At 53.6% G+C, this 16188-nt stretch carries 17 protein-coding genes; 12 read left to right on the top strand and 5 right to left on the bottom strand.

All coding sequences use genetic code 11. The annotated features are described in order from the left end of the window. Positions 1–114: 114 nt before the first annotated feature. Both LDO05_RS01815 and LDO05_RS01820 read right to left on the bottom strand, forming a co-directional pair. Positions 115–1242, bottom strand: a complete 1128-nt coding sequence (locus LDO05_RS01815; protein ID WP_251377186.1) for a TPM domain-containing protein — start codon at positions 1240–1242, stop codon at positions 115–117. Beyond that, a complete protein-coding gene (locus tag LDO05_RS01820; protein WP_251377198.1) occupies positions 1239–1886 on the bottom strand; it encodes a LemA family protein in 648 nt (215 codons plus the stop codon). Before LDO05_RS01820 ends, LDO05_RS01815 begins: the two co-directional genes overlap by 4 nt. A gap of 189 nt (positions 1887–2075) precedes the next feature. Here LDO05_RS01820 and LDO05_RS01825 point away from each other — a divergent pair, with 189 nt between their 5' ends. Together LDO05_RS01825 and LDO05_RS01830 are read left to right on the top strand one after the other, a co-directional pair. Continuing rightward, positions 2076–3104 (top strand): phosphotransferase, encoded by a 1029-nt coding sequence (locus LDO05_RS01825; RefSeq protein WP_251377217.1) that lies wholly within the window; start codon positions 2076–2078, stop codon positions 3102–3104. Beyond that, a complete protein-coding gene (locus tag LDO05_RS01830; RefSeq protein ID WP_251377218.1) occupies positions 3101–4102 on the top strand; it encodes a glycosyltransferase in 1002 nt (333 codons plus the stop codon). The genes LDO05_RS01825 and LDO05_RS01830 overlap by 4 nt, the downstream gene beginning before the upstream one ends. Before the next feature lie 133 nt (positions 4103–4235). Here LDO05_RS01830 and LDO05_RS01835 read toward each other — a convergent pair whose 3' ends face one another. After that, the gene (locus LDO05_RS01835; protein WP_251377219.1) at positions 4236–4475 is read right to left on the bottom strand and encodes a hypothetical protein; all 240 of its coding nucleotides are present in this window, start codon (positions 4473–4475) and stop codon (positions 4236–4238) included. Between the two features lie 134 nt (positions 4476–4609). After that, complete coding sequence (locus tag LDO05_RS01840; RefSeq protein WP_251377220.1) at positions 4610–4756, bottom strand: hypothetical protein; 147 nt, start codon at positions 4754–4756, stop codon at positions 4610–4612. Positions 4757–4976: 220 nt separating this feature from the next. On the opposite strand from LDO05_RS01840, the gene LDO05_RS01845 reads away from it, so the two are divergent. Next, positions 4977–5777 carry a formate/nitrite transporter family protein gene (locus LDO05_RS01845; protein ID WP_251377221.1) on the top strand — a complete coding sequence of 267 codons (801 nt, stop codon included), beginning with the start codon at positions 4977–4979 and terminating at the stop codon, positions 5775–5777. A 59-nt stretch (positions 5778–5836) separates the two neighbouring features. On the opposite strand, the gene LDO05_RS01850 is transcribed toward LDO05_RS01845, so the two are convergent. Continuing rightward, complete coding sequence (locus tag LDO05_RS01850; RefSeq protein ID WP_251377222.1) at positions 5837–6022, bottom strand: hypothetical protein; 186 nt, start codon at positions 6020–6022, stop codon at positions 5837–5839. An 87-nt stretch (positions 6023–6109) separates the two neighbouring features. Here LDO05_RS01850 and LDO05_RS01855 point away from each other — a divergent pair, with 87 nt between their 5' ends. From LDO05_RS01855 to LDO05_RS01895, 9 genes are all read left to right on the top strand, one after another. Then, positions 6110–6571, top strand: a complete 462-nt coding sequence (locus LDO05_RS01855) for a pyridoxamine 5'-phosphate oxidase family protein (protein ID WP_251377223.1) — start codon at positions 6110–6112, stop codon at positions 6569–6571. A 421-nt stretch (positions 6572–6992) separates the two neighbouring features. Continuing rightward, on the top strand, positions 6993–7814 hold the full coding sequence (locus tag LDO05_RS01860) for a transporter substrate-binding domain-containing protein (protein WP_251377224.1): 822 nt from the start codon (positions 6993–6995) through the stop codon (positions 7812–7814). Between the two features lie 155 nt (positions 7815–7969). Continuing rightward, entirely contained in the window at positions 7970–8752 is a 783-nt protein-coding gene (locus LDO05_RS01865) for an amino acid ABC transporter permease (protein WP_251377225.1), read from the top strand. After that, positions 8725–9435, top strand: a complete 711-nt coding sequence (locus LDO05_RS01870) for an amino acid ABC transporter permease (RefSeq protein ID WP_251378574.1) — start codon at positions 8725–8727, stop codon at positions 9433–9435. The genes LDO05_RS01865 and LDO05_RS01870 overlap by 28 nt, the downstream gene beginning before the upstream one ends. Then, positions 9432–10184, top strand: a complete 753-nt coding sequence (locus tag LDO05_RS01875) for an amino acid ABC transporter ATP-binding protein (RefSeq protein WP_251377226.1) — start codon at positions 9432–9434, stop codon at positions 10182–10184. Before LDO05_RS01870 ends, LDO05_RS01875 begins: the two co-directional genes overlap by 4 nt. A 20-nt stretch (positions 10185–10204) precedes the next feature. Then, positions 10205–11245: an LLM class flavin-dependent oxidoreductase gene (locus LDO05_RS01880; protein ID WP_251377227.1), complete on the top strand. Its 1041-nt coding sequence runs from the start codon at positions 10205–10207 to the stop codon at positions 11243–11245. Between the two features lie 2 nt (positions 11246–11247). Next, entirely contained in the window at positions 11248–12399 is a 1152-nt protein-coding gene (locus LDO05_RS01885) for an amidohydrolase (RefSeq protein WP_251377228.1), read from the top strand. Positions 12400–12420: 21 nt separating this feature from the next. Further along, positions 12421–13533, top strand: coding sequence for an N-methyl-L-tryptophan oxidase (gene solA / locus LDO05_RS01890; protein WP_346657607.1), 1113 nt, complete (start codon positions 12421–12423; stop codon positions 13531–13533). A 315-nt stretch (positions 13534–13848) separates the two neighbouring features. After that, entirely contained in the window at positions 13849–16017 is a 2169-nt protein-coding gene (locus LDO05_RS01895) for a putative bifunctional diguanylate cyclase/phosphodiesterase (RefSeq protein ID WP_251377229.1), read from the top strand. Positions 16018–16188 lie beyond the last annotated feature (171 nt).

Genomic DNA, 16188 nt, shown 5'->3' on the forward strand with positions numbered 1-16188 from the left:
AGATTTCAGACTCTCTCTCTACTAAGAGGGGCGGACAAGCGAGATGAGTATCGTACTCGCTTACCTCAAGTCTATCCGGGACCGCTTGGAGCGAGTGCCGGAGTTGTTCGCGTATCAGAACCTTCGGCTTGCGCCGCCACCGCCAGATGAACCGCCCCCGCCGCCGCGGAAGCCCCCGCCACCAGGACCGCCGCGGCCTCCGCCGCCCCATCCGCCACCGCCCCCGCGTCCCATCATGGAGAGCAGGGTCATGGTGATGGCGCCGCGGAAGAAGATGAAATCCGCGGCGAGCAGGGCGACGATAACGATTATCCAGATGATCGAAATCCCGCCTCCACCGTCCTGACCGGCGGCAGCGCCTGATTCCGGCAGCACAACAGACTCGGGATTCAGCTTATCCTGAACGCCATATTCCGCGGCGACTTCATTGTATAGGGCTCTATAGGTCTGGACAATCGCCTGGTCCGGCTTATTCTCATTCAGATATGGAATGGCCGTCGTATCGAGAATACGTCCCGCCTTACCGTCAGGAATGGCTCCTTCCAGACCGTAGCCAACTTCGATCCTGGCCTGACGCTCTCCCATGGAGAGCAGGAACAATACCCCGTTGTTCAGCTCTTTGTTCCCCAGCGCATACTTGCGCAAAGCCTGGTTCCCGTACTGCTCCACATCGGCTCCGCCGAGAGTGGGTACGGTAAGCACCGCCACCTGGGCCTTGGTCGCATCCTCGAGCGCGCGGCCCAGCTTGTTCAGCTCCGCCTTCTGGTCGGCGGAGAGCAGCCCCTCAAAGTCCTGGACATAGATATCGCCGACTGGCGAAGGAATGTCCAGGGCTGCAGAGACAGGGGCCGCGCTTCCAAGCAGCAGAAGCAGCAGGAGCAGCGCAGCGGTCAGCGCGGCAGGCAAGCGGCAGCCGCCCTGGTAGCCGCAGACCGCTCGCCGCCCAGACCGCGGCGAGCCCGGGCTGCCGCCCAGCGCCCGGCCTGCCGCCCGCGACGCAAGCGAGTTGCTCGCTCGCGGTACGTCCCCGGCTGCCGCCAGCCATGCGCTTTGGCCGTCTCTTCCGGGCACAACCTGCCCTCCCGCCCGGACCGTTACCCGGCGGCCAGCCCCCGGCTCACTCCGGCGGTCAGCCTTCATTACGCCGCCCGGTCTGCCGCCCAGCACCCGGCCGCCCGCCCGCAGCGTACCCCCGCTGCCGGAGACTTCCCGGCAGACGGGCCGCTTCACAGGCCCATTCATGCCCGCGTACCTGCAGCCGCTATGCTAGAGCGGCTTTCGCCAAAGAGGTACGAGGTTGACTCGTCTGTATTGAAGTCCACCTGCGGATTCTGTCTGGACTCGGTTGTTGTCTTGAAATATTCCTTCGAATCAAAGCCCATCACACCGGCAATCAGTCGGCCGGGGAATCGCTTGATCATCGTATTATACTGGGCGACTGAGTCGTTATAATCTCCTCTTGCCACAGCAATCCGGTTCTCGGTTCCAGCCAGCTCGTCCATCAGCTGGGTGAAGTGAGCATCAGACTTGAGTGTCGGATAGTTCTCCACCACCACCAAAAGGCGGCCCAAGGCACCTTGCAGCTGATCATTCGCGGCAGCCTTCTCCTCCGCTGTGCGGGCGCCGCCGAGCGCAGCCCGGGCATCCGTGACCTGCTTGATCACGTCCTTCTCATGCTTGGCAAATCCTTTTACCGTACTCACCAGGTTCGGAATCAGATCATACCTACGCTGGAGGTCCGTCTCAATCCGGCTCCATTTCTGATCCACGTTCTCCTCGGCAGTCACATATTTATTATAATTGCCGATCATGAAGATCACGATAATTACCAGTACCGCAGCGACCCCTATAATCGGAATCAGGCACCCTTTTCCTTTGAGATTCATTCTGTAACCTCCTTGGTCGTATTCACATATTCTTGGGTTAAGCTCCTATGAAAGGTTATACCCCATCATCTCCGCCGAGAATCTCGCTCGTGTTGAGTGTACAAGCGCAGCAAGCTTTGAGATAATAGAGTATTATTAACGGTCTGGTACCCATGGAATGCCATGGCCAGCCGGCATATGAGGATGCTAATGGATAATTTAACCGAAGCGGTCACGTCTGATGGAAGGCTGGATGATTGCCGCATCTATGCACGTGAGACTCTATATAAGGGAATGAACGGAAGGTTCGTGGAACGATTCTACGTATCCCCGCAGCAAAGCTATATCTTCAAGCCGGTAACCCATGCCGGACAGGAAGGCCGGGAAAGCTGGGTCTATGCGCATATTCTGCCTTTAATTCCGGACGTTTATCCGAAGATACTGGCGGAGTCACGCACTAACGAAGAGACAAGCTGGGCGATATTCGAAGATTTGGGTAAGCTAAATCATGCTTTTGAATGGGAGCCGATCCTAGAAGTTACACAGGTTATGGCCAGGTGGCATGCTATTCCCGTGGAGCGGCTGCCTGCGCAGACACCGGTTACTGGACACAAGCCGCGGATTGAGCTTGCTGCCACCGAGATTGTCTCGTGTGAGAAGCAGGCGGCAGCTCTGCTTGCAGAGCTGCCTATTCCCGCCAGGGCCGCGGCCAGGCTGCTTGAAGCCATCCGGGATCTGGCCGCCATGGGGGAAGGTTCCCCTTACGCAGCTTCCCAGGTGCTTTCGCATGGCGATCTGCACTTAGGGAACTATGCCAAATCCGGCGAGAAGGTGGTTGTGCTGGACTGGGAGCATGCGCATCTTAATACAATCCACTGGGATCTGTATCACCTGTTGGACATGTCCCATCCGCTTTTTCCCAGACAGATCAGTCCTTCAACCCGGACTAGGGTTCTAAATGAGTATGCGGCCGAGTCGGCCAAGAACGGCAAGCTTCTGGATAGAGAACGGTTGAGAGAAGAGTACGCCTTCTTCGCGGCAGTATACTCCGTCTGGATGCTGCTGCTGATCTATAAGGACCTTGGGCAAAAGGAGGCCGTATGGCCTGCTGAACAATTACACGCGCAGTGGAGAGAGACGGCGGACAGTCTGGTGCAGTGTATGAGCCTGCTCGGCTTGACAGACAGCGGGGGCGGCATGGACATCAGCAATCATATTGAGAAGGCGGTGGGAGAATGAAGAAGGTCGGACTGGTTATGCGCAAAATCCAATTCACTGAAGCCCAAGGGCCGCGCGTATTCGCGGACAGGCTGCGTCAGATTGGAAGAGAGCTCGGTGTGGATATTGTATTTATCTCTCCGGAACGGCATGTCAGCGGGCATGACTGGCTCCCGGGTTATGAGCACGAGAAGGGGGATCTGGTCAACTATGATCTAGTTCTCGATCAGATCTATGAGCAGAAGATTGACCATGTGATCTATACGGTGTCGGGGTTCACCTTCCTGAAGATGTTCCTGAAGAACAGCGTGCTGTTCCCGCACAGCTTCCCAGACCCCGCACTGACCGGATACGAGATGATGAAGCCATTCTACTCTATTGTGGACAAAGCGATTGTCCAGACGGACTTCCTGAAGCGGGAGATGGGGCGCAACTTCGGAATTCATGATGTTACAGTGATCCCGATCGGCTTCAACGAAGCCCTGGCTGAGAAGCACTATGACCCTTCACAGGTCGTAGACAACCGGATTATGTGGATTGGCAGGGACGAGGAGAACCGGCGGCCTGATCTTGTAGTTGAATACGCGCGGCAGAATCCGGACAAGGAAGTATTCATGGTGTTCGGTGGGGAACGGTACCGGGAGAGCATGAAGAAATACGACCTTCCGTCCAACATCAAGCTGCAGTTCGCCTTGTCCCAGAACGAGGTGTTCGCCTTGATGAATTCGTCCAAAGTGTATTGGAGCAGTTCCAAATTCGACACGTTCGCGATGCCGCTGACCGAGGCCATGGCCATGGGCAAAATCGTCGTCAAGCCGGAGCATCCCTGCTACGGCCATATCCATGCCAGGCATGCCTTTGCCGGGAATGAGGAGAACTGGTTCGAGCTCGTTAATATGGCGGCTGGCGCGTCTTATCAGGTATCTGAAGAGAACCGGAGCTACGCCTTCGAGAAGTTCTCAAGCAGGGTAATGAAGCAGGGCTATCAGGATTTCTTCGACAAGTGGCTAAGAAGCTGATCGAGAGGGCGTTAATTTCTGTGTTGGGCAATGAAAGCTGGGGAGCCTTCTGTGTAGAGTCACCCGGCTTATTGGCCTATCCTAGGATTACTTTAAGCTCTAAGGTGAGGGTTCCGCTCGTGAGCTATACTGCCTAGCTGAGTATCCGAACACCTGGAGGATGGATGACAAAAAGCCAGAAGCTAGAAGACAGAAGCTGGAAGTCATAAGCAAGAAGACAGAAGTCAAAAGCAACCGCAACCGCAAAAGCAAAAGCAAAAGCAAAAGCAAAAGCAAAAGCAAAAGCAAAAGCAAAAGCAAAAGCAAAAGCAAAAGCAAAAGCCAACCCCAACCCCAACGCTAGAAGACAGACACCACTTAGGGCAGCCAGCATGAAAAACACCGCCTCCGGGTAGAATACCGGACAGCGGTGTGAAGGGACATTTCCTGATATGCTGCTATATAATTGCAGATTCTATATTAGAACCCTAGCCAGTCAGAGGACTGCGGCTGGGGACTTCATGGAATCTATTGTGTCTTCTTGGATTCGTACATATAGGAAAGCTTGCGGATGATTTCTTTCTGCCATTTCTGGTCGCCGAGGCTGTTCGCCAGATTGAGAAGATCCAGGTACTCATCAATTCGCTGTGTGCTCTGTGCTGCGGCTGTTCTCATGGACTTTACCCCTTTGTATCAAAATAGTTCAATAGATAATAATGAGAATCATTATCACCAAATCCTTATACTTATATTATGCATGAGCGGTATGAAAATGCAAGATTAAAAGTGACTTTTTTCAAGAAAATCTGACAGGTTTCAAAATCAGCAACTTGTGTTATAGTACGGGAAACGGGTGATCTGGAATATACATCCATGGTTATGGGAGGAATCAATATTGGAGACGGAATCGTTATTAAAAGTGGAAGAGCTGGCGCTCAAGAAGTACAAGATTTTTAAGCAGAGCTGGATTCGCTATATTGCTAGAGCCATGCTGGCAAGCATGTTCATTGGATTCGGGGTTATAGTGGCCTTTAAGACAGGCAACTTCTTCTATATGGAGAAATCCCCGCTGACTTACCCGATGGCGGCGATTACCTTCCCAGCTGCGATTATATTGATTGCATACGGGGGCGGGGACCTGTTCACGGGCAACACGTTCTATTATACATATGGAGCGCTGCGCAAAAAGCTGAGATGGACTGAAGTGCTGAAGCTGTGGGGGTCCAGCTATCTGGGAAATATACTCGGCGCCTGCGCTTTTGCCCTGCTGATCTATCTTACCGGTCTATTCGACAGCTCTTCTGTGAACGGATTTCTGTTAAGTGTGGTTGAGTACAAAATGCATGCCCCTACGATGGAGCTGTTCTTCCGCGCCATACTATGTAACTGGCTGGTCTGCCTGGCGTTCTTCATCCCGATGTCACTCAGCAGTGACGGGGCCAAAATGTTCGCCATGGTGCTGTTTGTATTCTGTTTCTTCATCTCAGGCTATGAGCACAGTATCGCCAATATGTGCACCTTCGCGATTGCATTGGTGCTGAACCATCCTGGAACCATCTCCATGGCGGGAGTGGTGAACAACCTGATTCCGGTCACACTCGGGAACCTGGTCGGTGGCGTTCTGCTGATGGGCTTCATGTACTACTTTGTGAACAAGCCTTTCATGGAGGATGGCAACGGAACAATTCGTAAATAGAGGCCTAAATAATAAAGACATGCCGGGGAAACTTGCGCATGTCTTTGTTATTTAGGCGGTTATTTCATGGTGGACTCTTGGCTGGCCGCGCGCTTGGCGGCGAAGTAGCCGGTTAGACCCGCTACGAGACTCGGCGGCAGGCTGAACAGAAGAAACCCCCACCGGCCAGTGATCAGACTAATCACCGTGAATACAGCAGGTATCCCGAGCATAACCGCAATAGCCAGCTTTTGATATTTGCTCACATGCTTCACTCCCATCATGGACTATACTAAGGTGAATATTACCAGTTCGTGAAGCGATAATAAACCATGGACTAAGGAGGAGTACAAATGACAGACACGGAACTCACACCTGAATTATACGAGCTGCTGAGCGGGCAGAATTTAAGCAGCAAGCAGCAGGAGGCCCTGGTGCTGATGACTGTCAGCGAAGACGGCTGGCCCCATACCGCGATGATCAGCGTGGGTGAAGTTGCTGCCGTCTCGCGGAATATGCTGAGGCTTGGCTTATGGCCCGGGACAGCTACAACCGGCAATATGCTGCGCACTGGGAAGGCAACCCTAGCTGCATTCTATGCGGGAAAAGCATTCTACACCCGGCTGCAGCTCCGCCCGCTGGCAGAGCTTGCCGGAGCGAAGCATCCCAGGCAGCGCTTTGAGGCTCAGGTGGTCTCCGTCAAGGCTGACACGGCCAAATACGCCGAGATCCGAAGCGGCGTCCAGATTGTCCTCCATGAGCCGGAGGCCGTGGTCACCCGCTGGGAAGAGACGGTGGAGGAGCTGCTGAAATAGCGCAGCGCAGTCACGGGATAAGTCCACAGGGGCAGCCGGGAACATATGTCCAGCCGCCAAATATTCATGTTGCATAAAATTGCTGGGAGAAACCCGGCATGCATGAATTGTCAATCCAGAACCCGGCACGAACAAAATTTATAGGAACAAGGGCTGGCTCAGACGTTGAGCCAGCCTTTTCTTGATGCCTCCTCACCACCTTTCGCTTTCAATGCTTGGTTTCTATTTTAGCCTCACTTCATACACCTTCCAGCCGTCTGAGCCGGCAGTTTTGTTTCTTCTATATTCTTATAGAAAAACCCTATAATCGGAAGCATTGACGACTTTTAACTACAGGTGTAAAGTAATCCTCAACATAATTCACACTAACTTAATTGGAATTGTGTGAATAAAATAAAACAGTATATTCGGAGGGTGAAAGATGAAGAGAAAATTAGCTTTTTTGACGGCATTAGGATTATTGGTTGCTATGATAGCGGGCTGCGGGGCTCCCAAGGAGGAGACTCCTAGCGCAACAGTTAAAGCCGCGAACGGACCGGCAGTGAAGAAGATTATTGTGGGCACAGGGACGCAGTTCACTAACGTGTGCTTTATTGACGAGAACGGGAAGCTGACCGGATACGATGTGGAGCTGGTCAAAGAGCTGGATAAGCGGCTGCCCGAGTATGAATTTGAGTTCCAGACGATGGATTTCTCCAGTCTGCTGCTAAGCCTTGAGACGAAGAAGATTGACTTTGTTGCCCATCAAATGGAGAAGAACCCTGAGCGTGAGGCGAAGTATTTGTTCAATAAGGAGCCTTACAGCATCTTCCTCAATAAAGTTGTTGTTCCTAAGACCAATACAGACATCAAATCCATCGACGATCTGAAAGGCAAGAAAGTCATTACGTCAGCAACAAGCAATGAAGCTTATATTCTCCAGGAATATAACAAGAAGAATAAGGACGCCATCGAAATTGTCTACTCCAACGCTCCTTCCAATGACAGAACGAATCAGATCCTGACCGGCCGGGTAGCCGCAACCATTACTACGGATTTCGCGCTTAACGATATGCCGAATGGTGACAAGCTGAAGACCGTGGGCGATGCGCTGACTCATTCAGATGTACTCTTCGTGCTGCGCAAAGACGAGCAGGAGCTGTCGGATAAGCTGGACCAGGCGATCAAAGAATTGAAGGCTGACGGAACGTTAGCGAAGCTGAGTATTCAGTGGCTGGGACAAGATTTTACGAAGAATAACTAGAAATTTAAATCACTAAAACGGTCTCATTCAAAAATCTGGAGATCACAGCGGCCGGATATCCAAATATTCACTGGAGCTGCTGCTGTACTGGCTCATTACAATCTTCAGTCCATGTATACCGGAGCGAAATCGATCAGAAAGGGGCGGTCCCTCACTTGGAGATCACGTTTGATATATCTTATGTCTTTGATTTTCTACCCAAACTTGCGGCTTACATTCAGATCACCTTGTTCATCGTTGTCTGTTCGGTAGTTCTGGGGCTTGCCGTAGGTCTCCTATGGGCCCTGCCCCGCATGTACAATATACCGGTATTGAAGAATCTGTCAGCTATTCTGGTGTCTTTTTTCCGCGGAACGCCTGCACTGATCCTGTTGTTCCTGATCTATTATGGTGTGCCAGAGGTGCTCAAGCTGGTATACATTGACGTGACGAGGACCTCTGTTCTCGTCTTCGTCATTCTGACGTATACGCTGAACAGCGGGGCTTATATGTGTGAGATCATCCGCGCCGCCGTGTCCGCTGTGGACCGGGGCCAGGTAGAGGCCGCCTATTCGATTGGTATGACGAAGTATCAGGCGTTCGCCCGGATTATGCTGCCTCAGGCGCTGGCCGTGTCCATGCCGAACTTTGCGAACAAGGTGCTCGCCAATTTGAAAGAGACCTCGCTTGCCTACACGCTGGGCACGATGGATATCAGCGGCAAAGCGCAGACGCTGGGCAGCTCGACCTTGCATTTTTTCGAGACGTATATTGCCCTGTCACTGATCTATTTCGTATTAGCCATGATCCTGGAGCAGTTGTTCCTCCTTGCAGAGCGCAGGCTCCATAGACATGAGAGACATTATAGAGTCCGAACAGGCTCCAGGTGGAGCCTTCGTTCCAAGCAGACGGGGAAGGAGGATGAGGGCTTATTCAGCTCGACCCGCAGTTTATCCTGACGGCATTTATGTACCTGTTCCAGGCACTGCCGATCACACTGCTGATCACAGCGGTGTCTCTGATCGGGGGATTCATTATCGCGTTACCCGTGGCTCTGGTCCGGATCAACCGGGTGCCGGTGCTGAGTCAGATCGCTTCAGTCTATGTGACGGTCATCCGGGGCACGCCGATGCTGATGCACCTGTTCCTGATCTATTATGGTCTTCCGATCCTGATTGACAGTGTCTCCCAGAGGCTGAATCTTGGCTTCACCTCGGTATCCATTCCTATTGTATATTTCGTGTTCATAGCTTTCTCGCTGACAGCTGGGGCCTATATGTCGGAAGTGATCCGTTCGGGCATTCAAGCGGTGGACCGGGGTCAGATAGAGGCGGCCTATTCCGTGGGCATGACCCCGGCACAGACGTTCAAGCGCATTGTCCTGCCACAGGCACTGGCGGTGAGCCTGCTGAATCTGTCCAGCGAGGTTATCGGCATGCTGCATGGGACAACGTTAGCTTTTACCGTGTCGGTTACGGAGATTAATGGAAGGGCTAATATCGTGGCCTCGACCAACTGGAAGTTTTTTGAGGCGTATATTGCAGCGGCCCTGATGTTCTGGGGCTTAACGGTATTGATTGAACGGGTTACGGCCCGCATCGAGAGGAAGATAAATACGTTCAACCGGGGCGGTGTCGCATGATTGAGATCCGAAATATTACGAAGACATTTGGCAGGCAGGAGGTGCTTAAGGGCATCGACCTGACTGTGCACAAAGGCGAAGTTGTGGTCATCCTCGGACCCAGCGGGTCGGGGAAGACCACTCTGCTGCGCTGCCTGAATTTCCTGGAGAAGCCGGACAGCGGCACAGTGAACATCTCGGGAGATGAGGTGAACTGCAAGCGTCCTACCAGGCAGGAGATTCATTCCCTGCGCAAGAAGACGGCGATGGTCTTCCAGCATTATAACCTGTTCAAGCATAAGACGGTGCTTGAGAACGTGATGGAGGGCCTTGTCATTGTGCGCAAGCTGGACAAAGCGGAGGCCAGAGTGAAAAGCATCCAGGTACTGGAAAAGGTCGGGCTTGGAGACAAGCTGGACATGTACCCTAGTCAGCTCTCAGGAGGACAGCAGCAGCGGGTAGGTATCGCCAGGGCACTTGCCCTTGAGCCCGAAGTCATTCTATTCGATGAGCCAACCTCGGCGCTCGATCCGGAGCTGGTTGGGGAAGTGCTGTCCGTAATCCGCAAAATCGCCGCTGAAGGCATCACGATGATCGTGGTAACCCATGAAATGGGATTCGCAAGAGATGTATCGAATCATGTGGTCTTCATGGATGGCGGTGTCATTGTTGAAGAAGGTAAGCCCAATGAGATCTTCCGGTCGCCGAAGGAGGAACGCACGAAGCAGTTCCTCAAGCGGATTACTCCGGAGCTTACTTATGATATCTAGGACGAAGGGGGAGATTCCGCATGGGAATCCAATTAAGCATTCTGGATCAAAGCCCTGTCTTCGGAGACGAGACTCCGGAAGAGGCATTTCAGCATACGGTAGAACTGGCTCAGATCGCTGAGCGGCTGGGATATTCGAGGTTCTGGGTATCCGAGCACCATGATGGAGATAAGCTGGCGGGGTCATCCCCCGAGGTGCTTATCGCCTATCTTCTGGCCAAGACGAATCGAATTCGGATTGGCTCCGGGGGCGTGATGCTGCAGCATTACAGCCCTTATAAGGTGGCGGAGAACTTCAATGTTCTCTCCTCCCTGGCACCGGGCAGAGTGGATCTTGGAATCGGGCGGGCGCCTGGCGGGCTGCCACGGTCCACCCGGGCGCTGCAGCAGGGCGCAGCGGATGGGGCGGACTTAACCGGCAAGCTCAAGGAGCTCAGCCAGTATGTGCATAACCGGCTTGCCGAGGATCATCCGCTTGCCGGTCTGCGGGCTACGCCTGTACCTGGACAGCCGGCAGATCTCTACCTGCTCGGCGCGAGTGTATCCAGTGCGGAGCTTGCCGCCGAGCTCGGGCTGCCCTATGTGTTCGCCCTGTTCATCAACAGCGACCCGGTGGTCGCTGAGGACGCTTTTGCCGCCTATACCCGGTTCTTCAACTACGCTAATGGCACCAAGCCCCAGCCTATTCTCGCACTCCCTGTTGTAGTGGCCGGGACGGACGCCGAGGCAGAAGAGCTGGCCAGTCAGCAGAAGCTGTACCGGGTGTATCTGGACAGCGGGAAGAAGGTTACCGTCGGAAGCCTGGAGCAGGCGGAGGAGTTCGGAAGGCAGTCGAATGAGGATTACCGGATAGAGGAGCAGCTGGCCGAAGTGATCAAGGGCTCGAAGGAGACTGTCCGCAGGAAGCTGCTGGAAGTAGGAGAACGGTATGGTGTGGTAGAATACATCGTAAATACGGCATTGCAGGATTTCGGCAAACGGGTTCGTTCATATGAGCTGCTGAAAGAAGCTTTTACCGAGGCTGCGGTCGTACATACGGAGGGTTCTCTCAAGGAGGAATAAGCATGTCATTAACAGATCAGCTTATCGCGATACGCCGTCAGCTGCATGAATATCCGGAGGTTGCTCACGAGGAGTTCAAGACCAGTGAATCGATACGGGGCTGGCTTGCGGATGCGGGTATCCGTATTCTCGATTATGGCCTGAAGACCGGGGTGATTGCGGAGGTTGGCGGTAGTCAGGCGGGCCCGGTGATTGCGCTGCGCGCAGACATCGATGCTCTTCCGATTGAGGAGGAGACGGGGCTTGAGTTCGCCTCCAAGATCCCTGGCCGGATGCATGCCTGCGGACATGACTTCCATACAGCGTCGGTGCTTGGCGCCGCCTACCTGCTCAAGCAGCGGGAGACTGAGCTTGCCGGCAGGGTCCGCTTCATCTTCCAGCCCGCCGAGGAGAAGGCCGAAGGGGCTGAAATTGTGCTGCAGAGCGGTGCGCTTGATGGGGTCAGCGCGATCTTCGGCATGCACAATAAGCCGGATCTGCCGGTAGGTACAGTAGGGGTACGTCCAGGTCCGCTGATGGCTGCCGCGGATGGATTCAAGATCGAGGTGGCGGGGCTCGGAACCCATGCCGCGGTGCCGGAGAACGGGAACGATCCGATTGTGGCCGCTTCCCATATCGTTACAGCACTCCAGTCTGTAGTCAGCCGTAATGTAGGCTCTCTGAAGAGTGCTGTGGTCAGCGTGACCCGCTTCCACAGCGGCACGGCCTGGAATGTCATTCCGGACAGAGCCGTGCTGGACGGTACGATCCGCACGTTCGAGCAGGAGGTGCGGACCGGGGTGCTTGCCCGCTTCGAGGAAGTGGTTCATGGAGTGGCGGCAGCATTTGGCGCCAAGGCCGAGCTGACCTGGATAAAGGGACCGCCAGCGGTGCACAATGATCCGGGCCTTGAAGAGCTTACGGTGCTTGCTGCGAAGAATGCGGGGCTTCAGGTTGTTCAGACGGATCCGTCTCCGGCCGGAGAAGACTTCGCTTATTACCAGAAGCAGATTCCCGGCTTCTTCGTCTTTGTGGGGACTTCGGGCAGCCGAGAGTGGCATCATCCTGCCTTCGACCTGGATGAAGGGGCGCTGCAGCTAAGCGCCAAGCTAATGGCGGAGTGGGCAGGACTGGCTATAACTCATTTCAGTCCTGTTGTAGCCGGGGAGGGCTGAGCGATCCGCACTTCATACGATGTGATTGTTGTAGGCGCAGGATCCATGGGGATGAGCGCGGGGGCTCATTTGACCAAGAGGGGTGTGAACACCCTCCTCATTGATGCCTTCGATCCGCCGCATCAGGAGGGCAGCCATCACGGAGATACCCGCCTGATCCGGCATGCTTACCACGGAGGCCCTGCTTATATTAACATGGCGCTCCGCGCTCATCAGCTGTGGAATGATCTGGAGGAGGAGACCGGTGAGACGCTGCTCGTCCAATCGGGTGTGCTCAATATAGCCTCCCCGGCTGTCTATTCCTATAAGACCCGGCTGGAGCACTCCAGGAGTCTGGGGCTGCCGGTGGAGTACCTGGATGCGGATGAGATACGCAGACGATGGACAGGGATTGTTGTACCCGAGGATTATATTGGGCTATATGAACCTCAGGCCGGCTATCTGTTGGCCGAGCGCTGTATTTCCGCTTACCGCAAGGTGGCGGCGTCCGCCGGGGCCAAGCTGCTTACGAATACCCGGGTAGAGCGGCTCGACGCAAGCCCCGGAGGTGTGGCCGTGCATACGTCTAAGGGTGTCTTTCATGCCGGTCAAGTCATACTGAGCGCGGGAGCATGGTTCAAGACTCTTGAGCCGTTCCTCACCTTGAAGGTGAAGCCGGTGCGCAAGGTAGTGGGCTGGTTCCAGCCCTTTAACAGCGGATTCGACGCGGGTAGGTTCCCCGGATTCACGCTCGGAACACCGGAAGGGGGATTCTACGGATTCCCCAGCCTGGATGGAGCTGGTCTCAAGATAGGCCGCCATGACGGAGGGGTGCCGTGGAATCCGGGTGAGCCGGTTGCCCCGTTCGGCAGTTATGAGGAGGACGAGGGAGATCTCCGCCGGGCGCTTGAGACTTATATGCCCGGTGCCTCGGGAGTGTTGCACCGGGGTACGGTCTGTAAATATGAATTAACACCGGATGAAGATTTCATTATCGACCGTCATCCTGTCTATTCCAATGTGTGGATTGCTGGCGGATTCTCGGGACATGGCTTCAAATTCGCAAGTGTAGTCGGCGAGATTCTCTCTGATCTGGCCACTCGCGGGGCTGCGTCTTTGGATATCGGTCTGTTCTCTATGAACAGATTCAATTAGTTGCAATAGGCTGAACGAATATACAAAGAGATAAGAACTAGCGGGCCGGAAGGCTCGTTTTTTGTTGTTCCCGGGACTGGCAGAGCGGAGCAGAGGAGCTGGCTGAGCCTGTTATCTCATAATGTGCTAAAAATTAGTGACTCTGAGCCGATATTAATAATAGACTGTGCTTGCTGGATAATGCGGATATGTGAACTTTTTTATTACGGAGTCTTATCGATTAGACTTGCCGCGTTGTCTCTGCAGTCGGACCTTCTTATGACAATAGAATTGTGGGTAACAGACTTAGAATGCCATGGAAGAAGGAACAGGAGTATGGATAGGATTAATCTTATCGCATTATTTAGTATTATATTCGCGCTGGTCGTAGCCTTGGGGCTTCTGGTACTGAGATATCATCTCAAGCGGCTTCATATTAATGAAGAGCGCTTCCAGATCTCTACGAAGGGCTCAGGCGCCGCGATCTGGGATACGTTAGTTCCAAGCGGAATGTATTATGTCTCGGACAGATGGTATGAACTGATGGGGTATACCCGTGTGGAAGTGGACGGAAGGCAGGATGTCTGGGAGCTGCTTGTTCACCCTGATGATTTGGCGGAGGTTCGCCGGAGGAGACGGGAGCACCTGGAAGGCAGGACCCCTTACTTCAATACGGAATACCGGATGCGGAAGAAGGATGGGGACTACATCTGGTTCTCGGTACGTGGCAAGGCGACCCCGGCAGCCGATGGCCGTCATCTCCGGTTCGCAGGCTCCATGATCGATATTACGGAGAAGAAGCTCTATGAACTGCGTCTCCAGATGAGCTATGATGAACTCAAAGCGAGTGAGGAGAATTACCGCCATCTTATTGACGCTGTGAATGATGGAATCTGGGAAATGGATTATAAGAAGCAGGTGCTCCACCCGTCTCCCAGGCTTATCGATATGCTTGGATGTAGGGACCAACCGGATTTCGATATGATTCGCCTGTTCCAGAGGATTCATCCTGATGACCGGAGGAAGCTGAAATTAGCCGCGTTACGGCACATCAAGCAGAAGACGGATTATTTCCAGGTTGAGTACCGGCTAAGGCAGGAGAGCGGAAGATACAACTGGTATCTGGGGCGGGGAAAAGCGCTGTTCAACGAACAAGGTGAGGTGTATCGTCTTGCCGGATCTAATACGGACATTCATAAGATGAAGAAGGTACAGGAGGAGCTGCACTTCCTGGCTTATTATGACTCCCTCAGCGGACTGCCGAACCGGCTGTATATGCTGGAAGACCTGGACCGGTTCTTCAGGGACCCGGCGGGGCAGGCAGCCATATTCTTCATTGATATGGACAATTTCAAGTTCATTAATGATACGCTCGGACACAAGTCGGGGGACAAGCTGATTCGTCAGGTAAGTCAGAAGCTGACCACACTGCTGCCTCTAAAAGGAAGACTGTATCGTCTGGCGGGAGATGAGTTCGTCTATTTCATCAGGAATGTGGAGAGCAAGGAGGCGGTTCTCTCCATTGCGGACAACCTGATCCGCGCGTTCAAGCAGCCGCTCCAGATTAACTCCAGCAATATTTACGCCACGGTCAGTATTGGGGTTGCCTGTTATCCCGAGGATGGGGAGGATACGGAAGAGCTGCTTAAGAATGCCGATGTGGCCATGTACAGATCGAAGAAGGCAGGAAAGGGCGTCTACACGATCTTTGACAGGACGATGCACTCGGCACTGGCTGAACGGATGAATATAGACAAGCATCTCAGGAATGCGCTTGACCAGAACGAATTCTTGCTGCAGTATCAGCCCCAGATGAATGTGCAGACAGGCCGGATCATTGGCTTCGAAGCCCTGCTTCGCTGGCATAACCCGGAGCTCGGAAGGGTGTCGCCCCTGTTGTTCATACCGGTAGCAGAGGACAGCCGTACGATTATTTCCATTGGTGAATGGGCGATGACTACGGCGTGTGCATTCATGCGTGGAATCCATGAGAGGGGATATCGGGAGTGCAGAATATCGGTGAATATCTCCGTGATACAGATGGTTCAAGAGGATTTCGTCAGCATGGTGCTGGACATATTGAACCATACTGAACTTGCTCCGCAGTATCTGGAGCTCGAGATTACCGAATCCATCTTCATGGAGTCCTACGAACCGATTATCGACAAGCTGGAGACCCTGCGCTCATTGGGAGTCCGCATTGCACTGGATGATTTCGGAACCGGATATTCCTCGCTGAGCTATTTGAAGCAGCTGCCGATCTCCACCCTCAAGATTGATAAAGGGTTCATAGACAATCTGCCGGAAGAGGACAAGAATCGTTCCCTGACCGAGGCAATGATTGAGATTGGGCATAAAATGGGTCTGGAAGTTGTTGCCGAGGGCGTAGAGAGCAATCAGCAGCTCATGTACCTGCGAGAACACGGATGTGATCTCATTCAGGGTTATTTCCTCAGCAAGCCTGTGGATGAAGATGAAGTAGAGGGCCTGCTTGTACGGTATTGAATCAGATGCTATGTTAAGTCAGCACAAAGGACAGTTCCAGTCATTCAATATGACGGGCACTGTTCTTTTTTTGGCATGCTCTTGTATCGCAGAGGCAATGTAAGTCTCTGGGGGTTATAATGGGTACAAGAGTAGAGGATCTACTTCGACACTAGGGTAGGAAGAGGGAGG

The organism is Paenibacillus sp. YPG26 (assembly GCF_023704175.1).
Taxonomy (GTDB): Bacteria; Bacillota; Bacilli; order Paenibacillales; family Paenibacillaceae; genus Fontibacillus.